General features: G+C 39.0%; 24 protein-coding genes. 15 read left to right on the top strand and 9 right to left on the bottom strand.

Features of this window, described 5'->3' with window-relative positions; genetic code table 11:
• The first annotated feature begins 20 nt into the window (after positions 1–20).
• Positions 21–1,190: a GNAT family N-acetyltransferase gene (locus HLH18_RS11900; protein ID WP_171546992.1), complete on the top strand. Its 1,170-nt coding sequence runs from the start codon at positions 21–23 to the stop codon at positions 1,188–1,190.
• A gap of 125 nt (positions 1,191–1,315) precedes the next feature.
• The gene (locus HLH18_RS11905; protein ID WP_171546993.1) at positions 1,316–2,593 is read left to right on the top strand and encodes a DUF945 family protein; all 1,278 of its coding nucleotides are present in this window, start codon (positions 1,316–1,318) and stop codon (positions 2,591–2,593) included.
• A gap of 255 nt (positions 2,594–2,848) precedes the next feature.
• Here HLH18_RS11905 and rlmKL read toward each other — a convergent pair whose 3' ends face one another.
• Positions 2,849–5,053, bottom strand: coding sequence for a bifunctional 23S rRNA (guanine(2069)-N(7))-methyltransferase RlmK/23S rRNA (guanine(2445)-N(2))-methyltransferase RlmL (gene rlmKL / locus HLH18_RS11910; RefSeq protein ID WP_171546994.1), 2,205 nt, complete (start codon positions 5,051–5,053; stop codon positions 2,849–2,851).
• Between the two features lie 231 nt (positions 5,054–5,284).
• On the opposite strand from rlmKL, the gene HLH18_RS11915 reads away from it, so the two are divergent.
• The 8 genes from HLH18_RS11915 (at position 5,285) to HLH18_RS11950 (ending at position 13,193) form a co-directional block, all read left to right on the top strand.
• The gene (locus HLH18_RS11915; RefSeq protein ID WP_171546995.1) at positions 5,285–5,629 is read left to right on the top strand and encodes a hypothetical protein; all 345 of its coding nucleotides are present in this window, start codon (positions 5,285–5,287) and stop codon (positions 5,627–5,629) included.
• 232 nt (positions 5,630–5,861) lie between these two features.
• Entirely contained in the window at positions 5,862–6,878 is a 1,017-nt protein-coding gene (locus HLH18_RS11920) for an aspartate carbamoyltransferase catalytic subunit (RefSeq protein WP_171546996.1), read from the top strand.
• A 9-nt stretch (positions 6,879–6,887) separates the two neighbouring features.
• Complete coding sequence (locus HLH18_RS11925) at positions 6,888–8,123, top strand: dihydroorotase (protein WP_171546997.1); 1,236 nt, start codon at positions 6,888–6,890, stop codon at positions 8,121–8,123.
• Positions 8,124–8,241: 118 nt separating this feature from the next.
• Entirely contained in the window at positions 8,242–8,961 is a 720-nt protein-coding gene (locus HLH18_RS11930) for a hypothetical protein (RefSeq protein ID WP_171546998.1), read from the top strand.
• 44 nt (positions 8,962–9,005) lie between these two features.
• Positions 9,006–9,908 (top strand): lysozyme inhibitor LprI family protein, encoded by a 903-nt coding sequence (locus tag HLH18_RS11935; protein ID WP_250852415.1) that lies wholly within the window; start codon positions 9,006–9,008, stop codon positions 9,906–9,908.
• 153 nt (positions 9,909–10,061) lie between these two features.
• Entirely contained in the window at positions 10,062–11,546 is a 1,485-nt protein-coding gene (locus HLH18_RS11940; RefSeq protein ID WP_171546999.1) for an OmpA family protein, read from the top strand.
• A gap of 142 nt (positions 11,547–11,688) precedes the next feature.
• Positions 11,689–12,468 carry a Rossmann-like and DUF2520 domain-containing protein gene (locus HLH18_RS11945; protein ID WP_171547000.1) on the top strand — a complete coding sequence of 260 codons (780 nt, stop codon included), beginning with the start codon at positions 11,689–11,691 and terminating at the stop codon, positions 12,466–12,468.
• Positions 12,469–12,518: 50 nt separating this feature from the next.
• Positions 12,519–13,193, top strand: coding sequence for a class I SAM-dependent methyltransferase (locus tag HLH18_RS11950; RefSeq protein ID WP_171547001.1), 675 nt, complete (start codon positions 12,519–12,521; stop codon positions 13,191–13,193).
• Between the two features lie 61 nt (positions 13,194–13,254).
• On the opposite strand, the gene trmB is transcribed toward HLH18_RS11950, so the two are convergent.
• The 3 genes from trmB to HLH18_RS11965 all read right to left on the bottom strand — a co-directional run bounded on the left by trmB (position 13,255) and on the right by HLH18_RS11965 (position 16,169).
• Entirely contained in the window at positions 13,255–13,971 is a 717-nt protein-coding gene (gene trmB / locus HLH18_RS11955; protein WP_171547002.1) for a tRNA (guanosine(46)-N7)-methyltransferase TrmB, read from the bottom strand.
• A 225-nt stretch (positions 13,972–14,196) separates the two neighbouring features.
• Entirely contained in the window at positions 14,197–14,625 is a 429-nt protein-coding gene (locus HLH18_RS11960) for an EamA family transporter (RefSeq protein ID WP_171547003.1), read from the bottom strand.
• 95 nt (positions 14,626–14,720) lie between these two features.
• Positions 14,721–16,169 carry a SulP family inorganic anion transporter gene (locus tag HLH18_RS11965; RefSeq protein WP_171547030.1) on the bottom strand — a complete coding sequence of 483 codons (1,449 nt, stop codon included), beginning with the start codon at positions 16,167–16,169 and terminating at the stop codon, positions 14,721–14,723.
• 219 nt (positions 16,170–16,388) lie between these two features.
• Between HLH18_RS11965 and HLH18_RS11970 the strand changes: the two genes are divergently transcribed.
• The 3 genes from HLH18_RS11970 to HLH18_RS11980 all read left to right on the top strand — a co-directional run bounded on the left by HLH18_RS11970 (position 16,389) and on the right by HLH18_RS11980 (position 18,118).
• On the top strand, positions 16,389–17,000 hold the full coding sequence (locus tag HLH18_RS11970) for a glutathione binding-like protein (protein WP_171547004.1): 612 nt from the start codon (positions 16,389–16,391) through the stop codon (positions 16,998–17,000).
• Between the two features lie 189 nt (positions 17,001–17,189).
• Complete coding sequence (locus HLH18_RS11975) at positions 17,190–17,771, top strand: NAD(P)H-dependent oxidoreductase (RefSeq protein ID WP_171547005.1); 582 nt, start codon at positions 17,190–17,192, stop codon at positions 17,769–17,771.
• 26 nt (positions 17,772–17,797) lie between these two features.
• Positions 17,798–18,118: a putative quinol monooxygenase gene (locus HLH18_RS11980; RefSeq protein WP_171547006.1), complete on the top strand. Its 321-nt coding sequence runs from the start codon at positions 17,798–17,800 to the stop codon at positions 18,116–18,118.
• 62 nt (positions 18,119–18,180) lie between these two features.
• On the opposite strand, the gene HLH18_RS11985 is transcribed toward HLH18_RS11980, so the two are convergent.
• From HLH18_RS11985 to HLH18_RS12005, 5 genes are all read right to left on the bottom strand, one after another.
• Complete coding sequence (locus HLH18_RS11985) at positions 18,181–18,966, bottom strand: thiazole synthase (protein ID WP_067723319.1); 786 nt, start codon at positions 18,964–18,966, stop codon at positions 18,181–18,183.
• A gap of 12 nt (positions 18,967–18,978) precedes the next feature.
• The gene (gene thiS, locus HLH18_RS11990) at positions 18,979–19,176 is read right to left on the bottom strand and encodes a sulfur carrier protein ThiS (RefSeq protein WP_171547031.1); all 198 of its coding nucleotides are present in this window, start codon (positions 19,174–19,176) and stop codon (positions 18,979–18,981) included.
• 25 nt (positions 19,177–19,201) lie between these two features.
• Positions 19,202–19,567 (bottom strand): DUF423 domain-containing protein, encoded by a 366-nt coding sequence (locus HLH18_RS11995; RefSeq protein WP_171547007.1) that lies wholly within the window; start codon positions 19,565–19,567, stop codon positions 19,202–19,204.
• Positions 19,568–19,714: 147 nt separating this feature from the next.
• On the bottom strand, positions 19,715–20,584 hold the full coding sequence (rpoH, locus tag HLH18_RS12000; RefSeq protein ID WP_067723323.1) for an RNA polymerase sigma factor RpoH: 870 nt from the start codon (positions 20,582–20,584) through the stop codon (positions 19,715–19,717).
• A 136-nt stretch (positions 20,585–20,720) separates the two neighbouring features.
• Positions 20,721–20,954, bottom strand: coding sequence for a sulfurtransferase TusA family protein (locus HLH18_RS12005; RefSeq protein ID WP_131291101.1), 234 nt, complete (start codon positions 20,952–20,954; stop codon positions 20,721–20,723).
• Between the two features lie 382 nt (positions 20,955–21,336).
• Here HLH18_RS12005 and HLH18_RS12010 point away from each other — a divergent pair, with 382 nt between their 5' ends.
• Together HLH18_RS12010 and rhlB are read left to right on the top strand one after the other, a co-directional pair.
• Complete coding sequence (locus HLH18_RS12010; protein ID WP_004648643.1) at positions 21,337–21,549, top strand: cold-shock protein; 213 nt, start codon at positions 21,337–21,339, stop codon at positions 21,547–21,549.
• A 98-nt stretch (positions 21,550–21,647) separates the two neighbouring features.
• On the top strand, positions 21,648–22,799 hold the full coding sequence (gene rhlB / locus HLH18_RS12015) for an ATP-dependent RNA helicase RhlB (RefSeq protein ID WP_131291099.1): 1,152 nt from the start codon (positions 21,648–21,650) through the stop codon (positions 22,797–22,799).
• Positions 22,800–22,803: the final 4 nt, after the last annotated feature.

Consider the following 22,803-nt stretch of genomic DNA (forward strand, 5'->3'; position numbering starts at 1 on the left):
GTATATTTGAGTAAAACTATATGAGTTTAAACGTATTGTATGCACAAAACGACAATGACAGCCAAATTTATCGCTCGAAAAATGAACCTAATTTTCTGGTACGTTCCGCCACTGCGGCAGATGATGAGCAACTGGTGCAATTGATTGCGGAAACCATGCCAAGCAATGGTATGACTTGGGCTTTTGAGCGTTATCCAAGTTATCTCAGTGCCAGTCATGCACAGTATAATTGTCCAGATATCAAGTTGGTTGTACCGGAGGAAAATCCGGCACAAGTGGTCGGTATGATGAATCTCGGTTGGCGCTATTGTTTTATCAATGGTCAAGCAGACTTATTGCGTTATGTTGCGGATTTGCGCATGCATCCTAAGCACCGCGGCAATAAAGTGCTGCGTCTACTGATGGACTATGTCTATGATGAAATTCCACTGGATACTATTTTTGAAAGTGTGGTTTTAGAAGATAACACCGTCGCATGTAATATTTTGCATAATGTGCGTAAAGGTTTTCCCGAACCGTTTCATTATGATGATATTCGTACCTTTACGGTGTCACAAGCGCAGAAACCAGCACAGTTTAAACAATATCGTTTTCAGCAAATGAATGCGAGCCATATAAATGAAGCCAATGCATTTATCTTGACGATGAAACAGCATTATAATTTTTTACCGAATTATGATTTTTCAGGTTTGGTGGAATCGAATCATCCCTTTTGGTTGGGCATGAATATCAATGATTTTTATCTCATGTATGACCAGAATAATCAAATTGTTGGTCTGTATGGTTTGTGGAATCAAAAAACTTTTAAACAAACTCGTGTTGTCGATTACTCTTTGCCCTTAAAAGTCATTAAGCCTTTTTATAATGTCTATGCTGGCATTCGAGGTGTTTTATCATTACCGAAAAAAAATGATGCCTTTGAATATTTGATGATTCATAGTGCTTTATGTCATCCAGAGCAACAAGAGGTTTTTGCCAGTCTGATTTTTCATGCTAAGCAACAGACTAAATTGCGTCGTAAACAAGCCTTTTGTATTACCTTGGCAAATAATGACCCACGTATTCAGTGGATGAGCAATACCACCTCTCATGTGATTAAAGCCAAGCATTATTTTCATAGCTTTAAAGGCATTCCTTATACTAGCTTTGATCGTAATAAAATTAGTTATTTTGAAGTGGGACGTATTTAATTGGTATTCACGATGACCTAATCATGCAATGTGATTGGGAGTGGAGCGTTATTTGAAAAAATTATATTAATTTTCATTTTTTAATTTATACTTGGTTGTAAAATAAGCAAAAAATGAGACATATGATGTCAAAAATAATATGGGGGTTGGGTGGTTTTGTTGTGTTGGTAACGACTGCTATAGGGGGGAATTTGTATGCAGATAAAAGTTTAAATTCGTATTATCAACAGAATCAAAAAACCAATTTGGTTTCGATTCAATATAAAAATTTTAATATGGGCGCAATGCAGGGTTCTGCAGACTGGGCAGCTCAATTGTCATTTGATCCATGTAAACCTAAAGATGTTTTGATGCTAACAGGCACGGATGAAATTAAACGCAGTTGGAATGGTTATCGTATTGAATCGAAAATTAATTTACAGCAAGGCAATGAAGTTTTTCAAAAAATACTCAAACAGCCTTTAACTGCTCAAACCAAGATTGACTGGTTGGGTGTGGTGCATTCCTCATTGGCAACACCAGTTTTTGAAAAAAATGATGCGGATATACAAACCCGAATTGATTCAATGATTTTTAAAATGGATGCAAAATCAACAGGCGATCAATTAGAAATACTCAATGCTAAACTTCAAATACCGAATATGACCGTTAGCGATAAATTGGGTCATGTACAGATACGAGAAGTAGAGTTCGAAACCACTCAAGGCTTAAATTCTAGCTTTGATGAAGGGAAAACCCGATTGAATATTGCTTCGATTAAACGTACCGATCGAAATGTACAACAATTTGGTAGTGGTGAATTTAAAGATTTTGCTTTGCTGATGAATACAGGTATTGATAAACACACGGTGAATTTTGATACTCAACTGAATATTAAAGAAGTGGTCATGCATAAAATACCGACTTTTCAAAAGTTGCAAATGAATTTCAATCTGAAAGCACTGAACAAGCAAAAAGTACAAGCTTTCTTTGATGTATTGGAAAAAAATAGTGAAGTGTGTGTAGCTAAAAAAGACTTATCTCAGGAATTGGCTGATCACCTTTTATCCATTGTGAATGAAGGTTTTACTTTTGAATCGCAAAATAATCAGATTAAGTTGGGTGAAGGGTATGCTAAAGCAAGCTTGAGTGGCAAGGTAATGCCCGGTCATCAATCTTCATTTACTAGCTTGGTTAAAATGGCACCCAGTTTAGTCGAGTATCAGGCGAATATTGAATATGATAAACAAATCATGAAAACCCTGATGAGTAATTACTTGCAGCAAGACGGTAAAACACTGTCTGATCAAGAACTTGAAAAAATGCTTAATGGTATGCAGCAAGCGATGCAAGCCAAACGAGATGGTGATGTGTTAAAAGTAGGCATTGAATATAAATATGGCGAAAAGAAATTCTTAAATTAAGACTTGAGTTAAAAAAGGCTGCCAGATGTGCAGTCTTTTTTAATTGCGGAATCCGATTATCAGATGCAGAAGAAGAAGAAGAAAGCGGCTGAACAATTAATGTTGAATAAAAGCAAGCTGGTACTCATTCAACTATTCGCTTATTAGATTCAATCAATCAGATAATTTGCGAATGAATTATTATGAAGCTATTACCATTGAGATGAAACGATAAATCGTTTCATCTCAATCTGTATTATTTCATGCAAAGCATCATTAGATTGGATGATGCTTAATTTTCCATGCTTTATGGATTTTGGTATTGCGTTTGAAATCTGGGCCAATGGTTTCACTGGTAATTTCTTGCACATCGAACATGGCTTGAACTTCTTCATCCATTTCGAAACCGCGATAGTTATTCGAGAAGTATAAGGTGCCTTCAGTAGTTAAACGGTTCATGGCACGTTTAAGCAATGAATTGTGGTCACGTTGGACGTCAAAAGTACCGTAGAATTTTTTCGAATTTGAGAAAGTTGGTGGATCAATGAAGATCAAGTCGTATTGCTCATGACCTTCTTTTAGCCATTCAAAACAGTCACTTGAGAAGAATTGATGTTGTTCATCAGCATGATCAACCGTCAAACCATTAAGTACAAAGTTTTCTTTAGACCAATTTAGATAAGTGTTCGATAAATCGACACTTGTTGTACTTGCTGCACCACCTAAAGCTGCATGTAAGCTGGCAGTAGAGGTATAGCTGTATAAGTTCAAGAAGTGCTTGCCTTTCGCTTCAGCCGCAATGCGTAAACGCATTTGACGATGATCGAGGAACAAACCAGTATCGAGATAGTCGGTTAAATTGACTAAAATTTTAGCTTTGCCTTCTTGAACGATAAAGCGTTTAGAAGCTGTACTTTGTTTTTCGTACTGAGTTTTACCTTCCTGACGGGCACGGGTTTTAATAAAGATCGCGTCACGACCTAAACCAGTCACCGCACGAATAGCCGCCAAAGCCAGGTTAAAGCGTTTTTTTACTTTTTCAGGATCAATGGTTTTTGGCGGTGCATATTCTTGGACATGCAGACGATCACCATACAAATCCACCGCGACATTAAAGTCAGGTAAATCTGCATCGTATAAACGCAAGCAATAGATATTTTCTTTAACCGCCCATTTTTTCAAGGCTTGAATATTCTTTTGCAAACGGTTGGTAAAGTCTTCAGCACCTTCAATTGGCTCAAACTGTTGCGGTTGCCAAGTTGCCAAGAAAGGCAGGTTTGCAGTTGCAGGCTTGATCGTACCGAAACGTACATAAATAGGAAGCTTACCATTCATTAAACGCAGAATTTGCGGATCATTGAACGCAAGTACATCGGCTTGTTCAACTTGTGCAGCAATCACTGCAGCGTATTGATTCGGGAAGTTCTTCTGTAAAAGCGCTGATAAACCTAAGTATAAGGCACGATTAGAGGCTTTTTCACCTAAACGCTCACCATACGGTGGGTTGGTGACGATAAAGGAAGTTTTTCCTTCAGCGTGGAAATCAGGCCAATCTGCAAGGGTACGTTCTTCAATCTTGATTTGATCGAGTATTGATTCAAAACCGGCTGCAATAATATTTTGCTTGGTTGCTTTCACAGCTTCCCAGTCAGCATCATAAGCATAGAATTGAGGAAGTTGTTTTTCTAATCCTGCTTGATGACGTTCAGCTGCTTCAGCTTTAATCGACATCCATAAATCATGGTCATGACCATTCCAGCCATTGAAACCAAAACGACGAACTAAACCTGGTGCACGATCGGTGAGCATCATCAATGATTCAATGATAAATGTCCCTGAACCACACATTGGATCTAAAATAATGTCTGGATTGCGTTCGACTAATTTGGCTTTTTGTAGAATTGCGGCTGCAAGGTTTTCTTTAATTGGGGCATCGGTCATGAAATGGCGATAGCCGCGTTTATGTAAAGAATCACCTGACAAATCTAGGCAATAGGTATGCTGAGTTTTACCTGCAAGCACATACAAGGTAATTTCAGGTTGTTTAATGTCGATGCTTGGGCGTTTGCCTACAGCTTCCATAAAGGAATCGACCACACCATCTTTCACACGTAAAGTCGCGAATTGACTATTTACTTTAATGTCGCGTTCGACGTGCAAACGAATGGCAAATGTACTTTGTGTTGCAAAAACAAGTGACCAGTCAAAGTTCATTGCACCTTCGTACAATTCTTCAGCCACATCACGTGCATCATGAGTGAACTCTAATTCATGGGTATGAATAGGAGTCAGTACACGAGAGGCTAAACGTGACCACATACAAATACGGTATGCATTTTCTAGCGTGCCTTGGAAAACTAAACGTCCTGGAAAGCGTTCAATATTTTGAACACCTAAACCTTCCAATTCTTCTTGGAGTAAGGTTTCAAGCCCATCTGCACAGGTGACCCAGTATGTAGAAAGACGTAGTTTCGAATTCATGCAAATTTCCAAAAGCAGCTAAGCAATCTACTATTTTAACGTATTTTAGTCCTGAAAAGTTTTTAAATTATGGCAAAGCCTGAGCTTGATGGGGAAATATCTGATTTTTATCTATTAAGCCTGCATAACTGGTATGTATTTTGCTGACAGAATGCCTTTATTGGTTATGAGTCATGTGATTTGGACTGTAACCGCTATTTTCAATCGGTTTGATTTGATCAGGGGTATTTAATGAAAGACACAATGCAGACTGGGTTTGTGAGCAATTCTGAATCTTTTTCTATCGCAACACTGATTTATGCTCGATTAAGACGTGTAACAGGGCGAGTGATCGATGTTATGTATCTGGTGCAAAATCAAGCTTATGCTAAATATGTGATTGATCTTGCTTTATCTGCGAATGATTCAGAGTTGCAACGACAAGCGGAACGTCTACGTTGCTTAATGGTGTTTGACGTTGCACCTGATCAAATTGAGCTTAAGGAAGAAATAGCAGAAATATATGAAACAGAAGTAACAGAAGAAGAAATATATAGAGCACAAGTGTCACATCACTATATTGGTGCATTACGCTAATTCATTAGGCTCTAAATACTGCTTTGATTTAGAGCCTAATTTTAATAAATGACCCATAAATTGAACTTCATCAATAAGGTGTCGGAACAGCTCAACTGGTAAAACTAATCACTTACTTTTAATTAATAAATTTACATGACACGTAAATAGTCACCGAATGCTGAAAACTTCAACTGCCAACAACAGGGGAATATCTGTATAATAGTTCAACTTAACTGAACGGGAATCTCTCATGCACTTGGCGGCATTGCATACTCCGAGCCAGATTCAACTCAATCAACAGGGTAATCTCAAACATTTCTTGACCATTGACGGTCTTTCTAAAGAAACCCTGACCAAAATTCTTGATACAGCCAATTCCTTTTTTAATGATCAAAATCAATTGATAACGACTCCTTTATTAGAGGGTCGTACTGTCATGAATTTGTTCTTTGAAAACTCGACCCGTACCCGTACCACTTTTGAAGCAGCGGCAAAACGTTTATCAGCCAATGTGTTGAATATCGATATTGCACGCTCAAGTACCTCAAAAGGTGAAACATTACGAGATACCTTGTGGAATCTTGAAGCGATGGCAGCGGATATTTTTGTGGTTCGTCATTCATCTTCAGGTGCGGCACATTTTATTGCACAAACCGTTTGCCCGCATGTTGCGATTATTAACGCAGGTGATGGCCGTCATGCGCATCCGACTCAAGCAATGCTGGATATGCTGACCATCCGCCGTGAAACTAAAAAGCCATTCGAAGCTTTAAGTGTGGCCATTATTGGTGATATTAAACATTCACGTGTGGCACGTTCAGATGTGGCGGCATTGCAAACTTTAGGCTGTAAAGACATTCGTGTGATTGCACCGAATACCTTGCTGCCTTATGGCTTTGAAGAATATGGCGAAGATGTTCATCTGTTCAATGACATGGAAGCCGGGATTAAAGATTGCGACGTGATTATTACTTTACGTATTCAAAATGAACGGATTGATTCTCCAGCGCTGGCGTCACAAGCCGAATTCTACAAAATGTACGGTTTGAACAAAGAGCGTTTGGCGATGGCAAAGCCTGATTGCATCGTGATGCATCCGGGGCCAATGAACCGTGGTGTGGAAATTGATTCCAGTATTGCTGATGGTCCGCAAGCGGTCATTTTGCATCAGGTGACCAATGGTATTGCTGTGCGTATGGCGGTACTGGCACTTTCTATGCAAGGTCAGTTGCAAGAAAAAGGTTTAATTGAAGCGATTGCTGGATAGGGTAAAGTCATGAGTATTGTAAAAATTGAAAATGTCCGTGTCTTAGACCCAATTAAAAAAACGGATCGCGTACAAACCGTATTTATCGAAAACGGCAAGCTAGTTGCAGCAACAGATCAGGTCAGTGAAAGCATTGATGGTCAAGGTCAATGGTTGATGCCAACCATGGTCGATTTGTGTGCACGTTTACGTGAACCAGGTCAGCAACAACACGGTACTTTAAAATCTGAAGGAAAGGCTGCGCGTGAAAACGGCATTTTGCATGTCTTTACTCCGCCAGACTCAAAACCCATCGTACAAGACAATGGTGCGCTGATTCATGGTCTAGTTGAAAAAGCCATGCTGGATGGTGGCATTTATCTACAAGTGATTGGTGCACAAACGCAAGGTTTGCAAGGTAAACAGCCTGCAAACATGGCAGGCTTGAAAAAAGGTGGATGTACGGCTGTTTCGAATGCCAATGCGCCGTTTGCTGATGATGATGTGGTGATTCGTACCCTTGAATATGCAGCAGGCTTAGGCATGACGGTCGTGTTCTATGCTGAAGAACATCAAATTGCCAAAGATGGTTGTGCACATGAAGGCTTTATTGCTTCACGCCAAGGCTTGCCAATGATTCCGGAATTGGCTGAAACTGTCGCAATTGCAAAATATTTGCTCATGATTGAAGCCACTAAAGTGCGTGCACATTTCGGATTGTTATCTTGTGGTGCCTCGGTTGAATTGATCAAAATTGCCAAAGACAAAGGCTTGCCTGTGACTGCTGACGTGGCGATGCATCAACTGCATTTAACCGAAAGCTTAACTGATGGTTTTAACTCTTTGGCACATGTACGCCCACCATTACGGGCTGAAAAAGATAAGCAATTATTACGTCAAGGCGTAAAAGACGGTGTGATTGATGCGATTTGTACCCATCATGAACCGCTCAGCAGTTCTGCAAAATTAGCCCCATTTGCCGAAACACAACCGGGTATGACTGCTTTTGATACCTATGTTGCCTTTGGTATTCAACTGATTAATGAAGGACTATTTGAGCCTTTAGAGTGGGTTGAAAAAGTGACCCTTGCACCTGCAAAAGTTGCGAATATGGTTAATCGATGGGCTGAGGAATCGGGTTGGGCATTGGTTGATCCTAAGCTTGAGTGGATAGTTTCAAAAGAGTCAATTCTTTCACAGGGTAAAAATACGCCGCTCATTAATCAAAAAGTTGTAGGTAAAGTGGTTCAAACTTTTGTGGCTTAATTGATTTAATATTTTTTTGTAATTTATGAAAGTCAGCTTCGGCTGGCTTTTTTTGTGACCAAATTGTTATTAATTGCTAATTTTGTTTATAATTATGTAAATAAAAGAGGGTATATTAATGAAACTTAACAATAAAACACTTTTTGTGTTTGCATCGGTTTTAACTTTAACTGGCTGTAATAATCTTTTTTCGAAACATGTGAAATGTGATGATGAATCCGCAACATCATTGGTAACACAGGTATTACAGGATAATTTGGAACAATCTTTAGAACATGAGCTCAAAGGATTAATTAAAAATGGTTCGATTAAGGATTTAGATCCAGCAAAACTTAAACTATCAGCAAAAAATATCCAATTTAGCCTAGTTGATAGCAGAACAGATTTTATTGATCCAAATAGTCCAAAAACCACATGTGCAATTGATTTAACAGTGACAATCCCCTCTGATTTAGTTAAAAAATCTAATGAAGCGAGAGCTAAAGTTGATGCAGTGAGTGTAGAAGAACATGCGAATAATTTGGGTGTCAATTATGAAAATAATAAGATTCATTTAACCCTGGAGTATGTTCTGCAACCCACTGACAAAGGTGACAAAGTTTTAGCTCTACTTAAAAATACAGCTAACGTACAAACCGTTCTTTCAGAAACTTTAACTTATGCATTCTTAAAACCACAAATTGAAAAGAATCAAATTAAAAATTTGGAAGCGAGTAAAGCGGCTATACAAAGAAACAATGCTGTTTATCAGGAAAATAATGAAGCTGTAGAAGCAGCTGATGCAGCAACGGAAGCAGCCATTGCAGCAGCTGAGGGTTATGGCGAAGAGTATGAATAATTAGTTTTTTTTGAAAATATAGATGGATTGAAAATAGGACAATTATGAAACTTAAATTATTAGCATTAATGGGTTGTATGTTACTTGTGTCTGGCTGTGACAAAGTACAATCAATCACAGGTAGTTCAGTTAAATGTGATAATGAAACTGCAAAGCAGTTGGTTGTTGAAAGTTTCAGTAAAACGGTAAGTGATATTGCTGCAGAGCGTGTCAAGGAATTGATTGATAGTGAAAACGTTACAATTGATATGGGGAAATTAAGAAGTACCCTTCAGCAAATTACATTCAATGTGAATGATGTCCGCACAAATAATTCTGATCCAAATAGTAATAAGCAGTATTGCGTAACTGAATTTGTAGTTAAAATTCCAGATCAAATGGTAAAAGATGCAGATGCAGCTCGTGCGGTTTATGATGAAAATAGTATTGCTCAGGCTGCAGTATTGTCAGATTTATCATTTGAAGCAAACCAGCTGAAAAAAGAAATTGAATATTTAGTTCAGCCAACAGATGATGGTAAAAAAGTTTATGTAACTTTAGAGAATCCAGATGCTCTAGCATATTTCGTCAGAGATATCGCAGTTGATTCTTTGGTTAAAACTGCACGTCAAAATGCAGCTGAAGTTGCGAAACAAGAAGAGATTAAACGTGTAGCTGAAGAAGAAGCTACTGCACAGGAATATCAATCTGTATTAATTTCAGAGGCGAAAACTAATTTAGATACAGCCAATGAAAATTTAAATTTGGTTTGGAATTCGACCACTAAAGAAGTTCGTAGTCAGCTTTTAGATGAGCAAAGACTTTGGCTTAAAAAGCGCACGTTGGAATGTAAGTTAGAAAGTACTAATTCAGATAATCCAGAAATTTATCGAATAAACTGTGAAACCAATATGACAACACAACGAACATCAGAGTTGCGTCAAAAAATTTATTATTTAGAAGAGTAATTATTTTTAAATATAGGAAAAGTCAGCTTCGGCTGGCTTTTTTATTGCTGGAAAATAATAGTATTCAAATAATACAATTAATTACACTGTCTAAAAAATGAGCATATAAACTAAAAAATGCACGTAATAAAATGAGAATAAGAGGAATAATGGATGAATACTAATTTGATTGATTTACTCAAGCAGAAAGTATCTGCAATTGTCCTTGAAGGTGAAACAGAATATCTCAGCGAGAAGAGTCAGGCATTAAGCAGTTTTTTCCCTATCCTTTTGTCACTTTTTAAATCTAAGCCAGAGCTTATTAAAAATTTACAGAGTCAATTAAATCCGAGATTGACTGATATCTTTGCCACACATCCCGATTTAAAGCAGGAGTTTTTAGAACAGGTTTCTGGAACAGTCCCGACTGGTGCAATTGAATCTACTTTAAATCGCTCAATTTCGCCCACACTTGGCTTTTTAGAAGCAGAAGCCGGTTCTTCTGAACCAAGTGCGATTGCACATCTTATTGAAAGACATTGGTCAACAGTGTCGAGTGCCTTGCCACATTGGGCTACAGCACTTTTAAGCGCTTTGGGTGTGGGTATTGCATCTGGGCGTACTTTGCACCAAGCTCCCGAAGCTGAACCGTATAGAGCAGTTGAGGAAAAAAAGAAATCGAAATTTCTCTTGCCACTGATTGCTTTCATTGTTTTAGCAGCACTGCTGGCTTTAATGTTTAAAGCCTGCGCGGATAAAAAACAAACTGAGCCAGCAAGTGGTGTGCCTGCACAGACTGCAACCAGTGAGCCAGCAAAATTGCAACTCAGTACCGGTTCGACAGGAGATTTAACAACCTGCCAGTTGTATTTTGGCAATGCGAGTTATATCGATATTCTGCAAAAAGAAATAAAACAAATTTTTAATCACAACAACGGTTGTGGTGTAGAAACGAATGCAAGCTACCATACAGAATTTATTGATCAAGATGCCATTCCAAGTGTATTGAAATTGGTAAAAGGTGTTCCAAATGCCTCATTAACCTGGATGGGTGATCAATTGTCTATTCAGACCGCTAATCCTGCTGATGCAGAGCAATTGGCAGCTAAAATTCGACCACTGGTTAAAAACATGACAGTCATGACGCAAGCAACGACCGCTGCTTCTGCACCTGCTGATCGCACTACTGCAATAAGTGCAGGTAATACCAATGCAGAAAAAGCCTTGGCAGAAATTAATCCAGAGAATATTCGTGCATTAGATATTGCAACTGCACTGAACATGCAAATTATCAATTTTGATACCGGAAGTAGCAATATCCCGGATGCGAATAAATCGATTTTAGATCAAGCAGCTGCACTGATTAAGCGAGCACCACACGTGCAGTTAACGGTTAAGGGCCATACTGATGCTGTGGGTAATGCGCAAGCCAATAAAGCATTATCGCAAAAACGTGCGCAAGCTGTTGTGGATTATCTGGTGAAACAAGGTGTTGATCCTGCACAGTTGCAAGCGGTCGGTTATGGTTCGGAACAACCTGTTGCTGATAATGCAACACCTGAAGGTCAGTTTAAAAATCGCCGTATTGAGTTTGAAGTGTTAAATACTGATACGGGTGTGGTTCGTGATGTGGATGAGCAAGGGATTAAAAAACAGTAAATGTATAGTTTTCATAAAAATCCCTGTATCACACAGGGATTTTTTATAAGACTTCTTTTAAATGGTCATTAAACAAAAGGACGAATTGATTCGTATTTTTTTTATTGGCATGCTGTGGTGAATTGTAAAACGTGAAAATATTATGCGTATTAGTTTTATTGGGGCAGGACGGGTTGCCCATCATTTGGCTCATGCCTTAAGCCAGCATCATCAAATTATCCAAATCTATAGCCGCAGTTTAGAGTCTGCACACACTTTAGCGGTGCAAGTGGGTGCAACTGCAACGGTGAATATCTCAGAAATAAACCCTGAAATTGATTTGATGCTGATTGCGGTAAGTGATCAGGCGATTGCATCAGTGATTGCAGAAGTTCATCAACACTTAGCTGATGTTTTAATTGTGCATACCTCGGGCAGTACAGATATTGAAGTCTTGGCAAAAGTTCATGCACGTGCAGGTGTGTTTTATCCTTTACAAACCTTTAGCTTGGATCGGGAAATTCCTTGGTCAGATACACCGTTATTTGTAGAAGCCAAGTCTGAAGATGATTTGGTTTTATTAACAGAACTCGCCAATCAATTGAGTCGTCGAGTTTATCAATATAGCTCGGCACAGCGTTTAAGTTTACATTTAGCTGCTGTTTTTGCCTGTAATTTCAGCAATTATTGTTATGATATGGCGAAGCAGATTGTCGATGCGCAGCAGGTGGATTTTTCCTTGCTCTATCCATTGATTTTAGAAACTGCCCATAAAGTGACGCAGGATGATCCTAAAAGGATGCAAACTGGACCGGCGATGCGGGGTGATGAAAATATCTTGAATATGCATCAGCAGATGTTAGAGGATGCTCACAGAGAAGATTTAAAAAATCTGTATAAGCTGATGAGTCGACAGATTTTGCAATCGCATCATCCTCAATAGTCACTTAAACTGAAATAAATTTACGCAACAGATTGCAAAAGGAGGCGCGTATGGCAAAGGATTTTAAGAGCCAGTATGTTGTTGATGGCTATGATGAGCATATTCGCAAGTTAATTCCCGGCTATGATGTTGTACACCAGCAAATCAAAGCTTTATTGCAAACCTATGCGGATGAATATGCCCATGTATTGATTGTGGGTTGTGGTACAGGGTATGAGCTGGGCTATCTATTGCGATCGTTTCCTGACTGGACGTTTACTGCAACAGAGTTGTCGGAAACGATGCTGGATAAAGCCAAACATCATATCCATGCCTTAAATGCATCGCATCGGGTGGAGTTTGTGTTGGGAGATGTAGACCAGTTAAAAACAGGTCAAACATACGATGTTGCGCTTTCTATTCTGGTCACACATTTTGTAGATTACTCAGATAAGCCCAAGTTCTTTAAAGCGATTTGTTCACGTTTAAAACATCAAGGACTATTCATTACTTTCGATTTGACCCGAATCAAGTCAGAGCAGGAACTGGAAATACTGAAACATGTATGTGAGGCAAACGGCTTGACGACTTCGCAATCTGCGGCAATGATTGATCGTTTAGACGATGACTTTTATCCGCTTTCGGAACAGGAAACATTTGAACAATTGAAATTGAGTGGGTTTCATTCTGTGGAGCGCTTTACCCAAATTTTATCCTATCAAGGTTATCTGGCTGTAAAAGCTTAAGTACCGAGTATAAAAAATGGCTCATATGAATGAGCCATTTTTTTGAACTTGTTTTTCAAGCTTATTTAATTTTCTTGAACAGGAAGTCGTTAATTTTATGACCTTCCTCAATCCCGCGACGTTCAAACTTGGTTTGTGGACGCCAGTCAGGGCGAGGGTAGCTGTTGCCTTTACCTGCCATATTTTCAAGATTTGGACGGTTATCTAACACATCCAGCATCCATTCAGCATACGGTTCCCAGTCTGTAGCCGAGTGGAATGTACCGCCCATTTCCAGTTTTTGCTCAACCAGTGGCATACGGTCATGCGATACAAAACGACGTTTGAAATGACGTTTCTTTTGCCAAGGATCAGGGAAGTAAAGCTGTACTGCATTAATGCTGTTGTCAGGCATTTCACGAAGCACTTGAATGGCATCGGCATCGAGTAAACGTAGGTTGGTTATACCTGCGATACCGGCTTCATATACACATTGCGCGATACCGGGAACATGAACTTCAATACCGACATAGTTGCGTTCAGGATTGGCCTTTGCCATAAGCACAAGCGAACGGCCCATACCAAAACCAATTTCAACCGTTAAAGGGCGTTCTGGATGTTCAAACTGTTGACGTAAATCACCCACCGGATATTCCAAAATTAGGTGACCATATTGTTCAAGCGCAGTACGTTGAGAGGTATTTAGCGGAGATGAACGACGCATGAAAGTGACAATTTCGCGATGTTCATTCAAGTTGTCCAGCTCGACGACTTGCGGGTCTAATTGATCGTTCGACATAACTTTGGCAAATGTAAAAAATTCGAATGCGGTATTTTAAGTCCTGAGCCTAACAAGTCAAACTTTTTCATTTTTAAGATACGACAAAGACCGCAGAGTCATGCTGTGGTTGCGTCATTATTTGCTGTAATGGAAGTTGAGATCTAAGAAATAACTAGGTTAAGTTGTGCGTATTGATTGTTTTATAAAAAATATTGGCTTAGAAGATGTTGAAGGGGATTTACGTTATTTTAAGGCAATGGTAAGTACGCCAAGGGCAATCATTACAATGCCCAAGTATTCTTGCAGGCTGGGTCGTTCACCTAAAAAAATAACAGCAAAAAGGGTGACTAAAACCACACTGAGTTTATCAATCGGTGCCACTTGCGAGGCTTGACCGAGTTGTAGCGCACGAAAATAACACAGCCATGATGCGCCAGTTGCTAAAGCCGACAAAGTTAAAAACAACCAGGTTTTGCCTGAAAGCAGCAAGGGATTCTGCCATTTTCCTAATCCCCAAACCATTAAACTTAATACACATACAATAATCACGGTGCGAATGAGTGTGGCTAGGTCAGAATCGACCTGTCGCAAACCCACTTTGGCAAATATGGCAGTTAAGGCCGCGAAACAGGCAGATAATATCGCCCACATAAACCAGTGATTCGTATTCATAGTACTGCCTATAATTTTTTTAGTTTCCGGCTGCCATCATATTGGAAATCTAGGAACGATAGCAGCCATGAGTTCACTGTTATTTTAATCAAAAGTTAAAGTGGATTATAGCGATCAATTAAAGTGCTACTCGCCTCATTTAATCCCATAATTTCGACTTGAATATTTTGATCTTTAAATTTCTGTACCACAGTGTTCAGCATATTCACTGAAGTAATGTCCCAGATATGTGCATGGGTGAGATCAATCTCAACCTTAGAGATGGTTTCTTTAAAGTCAAAAAACTGGAAAAATTTATCTGAACTGCTAAAGAAAATTTGTCCTGAAATCGTGAAACGACGTGTTGATTCATTGACTAATACGGAGCTGACTTTTACTTCACTTTCGAGTTTATTGATGATGAATAATGCAGACAGTAGCACACCAATAAAAACCCCTAATGCAAGATTATGGGTGGTCAATACCACAATAACGACTGCGATCATCACCACATTAAATGAAGCAGGATGCTTGTGGAACTGTTTGACAGAGCCCCATTGGAAGGTGGTAAAAGACACCATAATCATAATCGCAACTAATGCTGCCATAGGTACATACGCCAGCCAGTCTTTCAGAAACACCACCAAACACAGTAAAAACACACCTGCAACTAAGGTAGATAAACGTGTACGTGCACCAGATGATACGTTAATAATGGATTGACCAATCATGGCGCAACCCGCCATACCGCCCATAAAACCGCTGACAATGTTGGCATAACCCTGGCCACGGCATTCCTGATGTCGATCACCTTCAGTTCCGGTAACTTCATTAATCACTGTGGTGGTCATCATGGTTTCTAATAAACCCACGGTCGCGAGTGTGATGGAATAAGGAAAGATAATTTTCAAGGTTTCAAAATTAAAAGGGATTTCTGGAATCAGGAAAATGGGTAAGGTATCGGGGAATTGTCCCAAATCACTGACGGTACGCATATCGCCGCCAAGTACTATGGCTAAAAGACTAAGAACCACAATGCAAATTAAAGGTGAGGGAATCGCTTTACCAATTCTGGGAATGTATGGGAACAGGTAAATAATAACTAAGCCAATCGCCATAAATAAATAGCCTAAGCTATCCATCTTGCCTATTTCAGGAAGTTGAGCCACAAAAATTAAAATCGCCAACGCATTTAAAAAACCATAGACTACGGACTGCGATACAAAGCGCATCAGTTTGGCAACTTTAAAATACCCCGCAATCACTTGAATGATTCCGGTCAAAACGGTTGCTGCGAGTAAATACTGCAAGCCATAATCTTTGACTAAAGTGATCATCAACAAAGCCATGGCACCGGTAGCCGCAGAAATCATGGCAGTACGACCACCAAAGAAAGCAATGGTGACGGCTATACAAAATGACGCATATAGACCGACTTGCGGATCGACACCAGCAATGGCTGAAAAGGCAATTGACTCGGGGATGAGGGCTAAACCCACGACCAGACCGGCTAATACGTCAGTGCGGATATTGGAAAACCATTCTTCTTTTTTAAGGCTAATCACAAGGCTAATTTTCATCAAACTTTAAAGCCGGGTATGTTAAAACAGTTTTATAGAAAAAAGCACATCAGATTGACTTGAAAAATATTGGATTTTGGAAAATATTCTAAAGGTAAAGGTTTTTTACGTATTGATGCTTTTTTGCAATTTACAGGTACGATCACTTGAAAGTTTGTTAGAAGAGATTTAAAACAGTTAATAGTTAAATAACAAGGATCAGATATGAAGCTCTATTACGCCCCGGGCGCGTGTTCACTAGCATCACATATTATTTTAAATGAAATTAATGTCGATTTTGATTTAGAGCGTGTAAATTTAAAAACTCATAAAACAGAAAAAGGTGCTGATTATTACGCAATTAATCCAAAGGGCTATGTTCCAGCTTTAGAAATTAATCCCGGTTTGATTCTGACTGAAAATGTGGCTATTTTACCGTTTCTTGCACAACATGATCCCAAACAAGATTTAATTCCACCATCAGGTTTAGGGCGTGCCAAAGTTCTTGAATGGTTGGGTTACTTGAACTCTGAATTACATGACGCTTATGCGGTATTTTTCGGTGCATCATTGTCGGATGAGGCGAAAGAAAAAGCGTATGCAGAAATTGACCGTTTGCTTGTCTATATTGAAAAAGCCATTGCTGAGTCTGATAACGATTATTTAGTTGATGATAATTTTGGTCCAGCAGATGCCTATTTATTTGTGTTAACCAATTGGTCAAATGGTATTGGACATGATCTCACGCCGTATAACAATATTATTGCCTTGCGCAATAAAGTGGCAGAACGTCAATCCGTACAAATCGCGATGCGTGATGAAGGTTTAATCCCTTAATTTTTTGCATTGATTTGAAAAAGCACCCTCAGGTGCTTTTTTCTTGGGTGTTCAAATTGTGAAATATTGAATGATTAGAGAATTCTATTGTTGATTTTTTATCAATAGTATTTTGTAAATCCATGAATTTTTAGCAATAAAATAGTTGGGTATATTGGTCACTGAAAACAAATCATCAAAGGCGAATAAATGAGTAATATCCTGATTGTGAATGGTGCCAAGCAATTTGCACACTCGAATGGCGAATTAAATGATACGTTGACTGAGTTAGCAAATACTGTGCTTAGCGAATTGGGTCATCGCATTAAAATTTCTCGTGCAGACAGCGACTATGAAATTCAGGAAGAACTTCAAAAATATGTATGGGCGGATGTTATTATTTATCAAATGCCGGGCTGGTGGATGGGTGCACCTTGGACAGTCAAAAAATATATTGATGATATTTTTACCCAAGGGCATGGAACTTTATATGCCAGTGATGGTCGATTCCGTTCGGATGCATCGAAAAAATATGGTTCAGGTGGGCTCATTCACGATAAAAAATATATGTTATCGTTAACCTGGAATGCACCCATTGAAGCGTTTAATGACACCGACCAATTTTTTCATGGGGTTGGAGTTGATGGTGTATATCTGCCATTCCATAAAGCCAATCAATTTTTAGGAATGAAAAGTTTAGACACCTTCATCGTCAATGATGTGATAAAAATGCCCAATATCGCTGAATATGAACATAAATATCGTCAACATCTGATGGATGTTTTTGCTTAATGAATAAGGTGTTTAAGGAGAAAACTATGTTGGTTATTATTGCAGATATCCAGATTCGATCAGGTGCCCAACATCGTGAAAATGTGTTAAACGCATTTAGAAAAATAACACCTGTGGTGTTGCAGGAAGATGGCTGTTACGGTTATGAGTTACTGGTTGATCATGAATCGAATGTTGATTATCAGGCTAAATCACCTGATGTAATTACCATGTTGGAACATTGGCAAAGTCTTGAACACTTGAATGCTCATTTACAGACACCTCATATGAAAGCGTATCAGCAACAAGTTAAAGATGATGTACTGAATGTTAAAATCCGGATTATGCAAAATGGTTTAAGTAGTTAAGTATATTTTTCTTGAAATATAAAAAAAGGACTCATTTGAGTCCTTTTTTAATGACTTTAACTTTATTTAAAGAAATAACCGGTTTCAGGTGAACTGGCATTGGCCATGCGTTTACGGGGCATACGGCCTGCAAGAAATGCTTCACGTCCAGCTTCAACGGCTTTTTTCATCGCAGAAGCCATTAAGATTGGATTTTGTGCAGCAGCAATTGCAGTATTCATCAGTACGCCGTCACAACCCAGTTCCATCGCTATAGCAGCATCACTGGCTGTACCCACCCCAGCATCGACCAATACAGGAACTTTGGCATTTTCTTTAATAATAGAAATGGTGTGCGGATTTAAAATACCTAACCCTGAACCAATCAGGCTACCTAAAGGCATAATCGCAACACAGCCCATGCTTTCTAACTCTTGAGCCACAATCGGGTCATCCGAGGTGTAGACCATGATTTCAAAGCCATCGTCAATTAAAGTACGTGCTGCTTTTAAGGTTTCAGTGATATTCGGGTAAAGTGTTTTTTCATCACCCAGCACTTCCAGTTTAACCAGGTTGTGACCATCCAGAAGTTCACGTGCAAGCATACAGGTACGAATAGCACTGTTGGCATCAAAACAACCTGCTGTATTTGGCAGAATGGTATATTTTTCAGGTGGCACAACAGAAAGCAAATTCGGCTGGTCAGGATGTTGTCCAATGTTCACACGACGAATTGCAACCGTGACAATCTCTGCACCGCTGGCTTGAATGGCTAAATCGGTTTCAGTTAAATCTTTATATTTACCTGTACCGACCAATAAGCGTGAATTAAATGTACGAGAACCAATTATAAGCGGGGTATCTTCCATGGGAGCTCCGAATTAGCCGCCACCGACGGCATGAATAATTTCGATATGATCTTCAGCGCAAATCGGGGTGTATGCCAATTTGCTTTTGGAAATGATCATTTCATTCTGTTCTACAGCAAATCGTTTGCCTTCCAAGGCTAATTCTTGAATCAATTCTAATAAATTAGTACATGAGGTATTTTTCGATTCGCCATTTAAATAAATATGCATAGTCATTTCTCCCTGTTCCTTAACTTTATTTTGCGTATTTCCATGCATTCCACGCCAGTACCAGCCACCCTGCAATCATTAAAGCGCCGCCAATAGGGGTAATTGCTCCTAAACCGCGGGGTAGGCCTAAGGCCATGACATAGAGTGAACCACAGAAAAAGAAAATACCGACCTGAATCAGGATAAAACTGGCTTTAATGGGAAGTTGGGGAATGACTCTGGCTAAAATGGCCAGCGCCAAAAGTCCAAGCGCATGATAGAAAAAATAATCAGTTGCGGTATGCCACCACGCCAATTGAGCTTCTGTTGCACGTGTTTTTAAGCCATGTGCACCAAAAGCACCAAGCATGACAGCAAAAGCTAAATTGAGGGCTGAAATTGCAATCCACATAAGCAATGACTACCTGAGTAAATTTGCCCCATAACTTAGCATATTCTGGTACTTGCACGGAAGGCAAAAAGCAACATTACTGCAGCCTGCATATGAAAAAAGAGCACTTGGCCCTTTTTTCAAAATACCTTGCATATGTTCGGTCATCTAGTTGGAAGACATGGCCACTTTAATTTTTTCCATGGCATTTTTTTCTAACTGACGAATACGTTCCGCAGACACATTATATTCAGCTGCCAATTCATGCAGCGTTGATTTTTCATCATCTAGCCAACGGCGCTGCAAAATGTTGCGCGAACGATCATCCAGCTGATCCATTGCACTATGCAGGGCAGAAGTACTTTGTTGCTCGTAGTCTTCTTCTTCAGCTAAACGTGCTGGATCGTAACGATTATCTTCTAAATATAAAGCCGGTGCGACATGAGTTGAACCTTCATCATCGTCATCACCCTGAGCTTCAAATGCTGCATCGTATGCGGTTAAACGGCCTTCCATTTCCAGGACTTGTTCTGGTGTCACATTCAAGTCATTGGCAATCGATTTTGCTTCTTCGAGTGTCAGCTTTTTACTCGATTTTTTTAAGCTACGTAAGTTAAAGAAGAGTTTACGTTGTGCTTTGGTGGTCGCAATTTTAACAATACGCCAGTTACGAATCACATATTCATGAATTTCAGCTTTAATCCAATGCACGGCAAAAGAGACCAGACGCACACCCATATTCGGGTCAAAACGTTTAACCGCTTTCATTAAGCCGAGGTTGCCTTCTTGAATCAGGTCGCCCTGTGGCAAACCATAGCCGGCATAACTACGGGCAATATGGACCACAAAACGCAAATGAGACATGACCAGCATTTTTGCAGCGTCTAAATCTTGGTCGTAATAATACCGTTCAGCTAACTCTTTTTCTTGTTCAGCCGTTAAAATAGGAATCTGATTGACAGTACTTATATAAGCACCGAGATTTACCCCTGGCGCCGATAATGACAGGGGCATCAATTGATTGCTGCTGTCACTCATGTGTTCTCCTTCAGAATGGATGACATAACCACTTAAATTTTATCTTAATCCAATATTTTCCTGAAATAAGGAATATTGGGTAGAGAAATGTAATTTTTTATGCAAATTTGAAAAGTTCTAGTTTAATTGAAAACAATTAAGATTCAATTAAGTAGTGATATTCAGTATCAGTTATTTTTGTCATATTGCATTTCAATTGATGCATTTGGCAATAGCGAGTTACATCTTGCTGACTATGTGGATCTGAAGATTTTAATAAAAATAGATGATCTGATTTATTCTTGATCGCTCGCTTAAGCATCAATAATGGCATGGGGCAGGGTTTGCCCATTGCATCTATGATAATCGCTGGATTGGCTAGATCATTCATCTCATTAAATTTCTGACAAAACGTTCTGAAATGTTAGCAAATTTAGTGCCAAAGCTAAATGAAATTATATAATCTCAACATAAAAAGTACTGATATAAAATAGATAAATAATTAGTAAAATAAAACTCAATCAAAAGGAAAATTATTCAAAAAAAACAGTATGAATTGTTATAAACCCGTGGTAAGCTCGTCGCGTATTCAAATTAATGACACTGTTAAATTTGTCTTAAAGTTGAATATTAAAATGGATGTAACCGGGATTTTGTTAATAGTAATACAGAATGATTACAAGCTTAGAAATAATAAATATTTTTAAACCTTGTTTACTCTGCTGTTTGCAACACCGGGTGGTCCTTCTATTAAATACAATGAGGATTAACTTATGACAGCTCGTGAACAAGGCGTAGTTAAATGGTTCAACGACACTAAAGGCTTCGGCTTTATTCAACGTAACGGCGGCGACGACGTATTCGTTCATTTCCGCGCTATCCAAGGTGACGGTCACCGTTCACTTCGTGACGGCCAACGTGTTGAATTCAGCGTAGTTAAAGGTCAAAAAGGCTTCCAAGCTGAAGAAGTACAACCTTTAGACTAATCGCCTGATTATTCATGAGAACGCCCCAATGTAATTTGGGGCGTTTTTGTTTATAATAGGCTACAATTTTCCTGATTATTAAGTTAGAGCGCATTTATATGTCATCTGGTTTTGAAACCTTAAATTTACATCCGAAACTTAAACAAGCTATTGATGCTTTAGGTTTCAAAGAAATGACACCGATTCAGGAAAAGGTTTTAAAATTCACTTTGGCTGGACACGATGCCATTGGTCGTGCACAGACAGGTACCGGGAAAACAGCCGCTTTCCTTGTTAGTGTCATTAATGATTTGCTCAATAATCCGATTAAAGAACAACGCTTTCGTGGGGAAGCACGTGCGTTAATTCTTGCTCCAACACGTGAGTTGGCTTTACAAATTGAAAGTGATGCTAAAGAGTTAACCAAATTTACCGATTTGCATGTGGTTACCTTGTTGGGGGGTGTTGATTTTGATAAGCAAAAAGCACAACTTGATAAACAATTTGTCGATATTATTGTGGCGACACCCGGTCGTTTAATTGACTTTGTTGAACAAAAAGAAGTGTGGCTGGATCAAATCGAATTTTTAGTGATTGATGAAGCAGACCGTATGCTGGATATGGGCTTCATTCCTTCAGTTAAACGAATTGTGCGTTATTCACCGCGTAAAGAACAACGTCAAACGCTCATGTTCTCTGCAACCTTTAGCTATGATGTTTTAAATTTGGCGCAACAATGGCTATTTGAACCAGTGACTGTTGAAATTGAGCCAGAAAAGAAAACCAATGCAGATGTTGAACAACGTGTTTACATGGTTGCAAAAACAGATAAGTATAAATTGTTGCAAGAAATTTTACGCGATGAACCGATTGAAAAAGTCATGATTTTTGCGAATCGTCGTGATCAGGTGCGTAAACTGTATGATCATTTAAAAAGAGATGGCTATAAAGTCGTGATGTTGTCTGGTGAAATTGCACAAGACAAGCGTACCAAAATGCTCGATCAATTTAAAAATGGCCAACATAATATTATGATTGCAACCGATGTTGCCGGTCGTGGTATTCATGTGGATGGTGTTTCACATGTGATAAACTTTACTTTGCCTGAACAATCAGATGATTATGTACACCGTATCGGTCGTACCGGTCGTGCTGGTACACGGGGTGTCAGTATCAGTTTCTTGTCTGAAGATGATGCGTTCTATCTTCCAGAAATTGAAAAAGCCATTGGTCAAAAATTACCTTTAACCCGTATGGAAGGTTATTGTTAATTTT

It is taken from the genome of Acinetobacter sp. ANC 5414 (assembly GCF_013004295.1).
Classification (GTDB): domain Bacteria; phylum Pseudomonadota; class Gammaproteobacteria; order Pseudomonadales; family Moraxellaceae; genus Acinetobacter.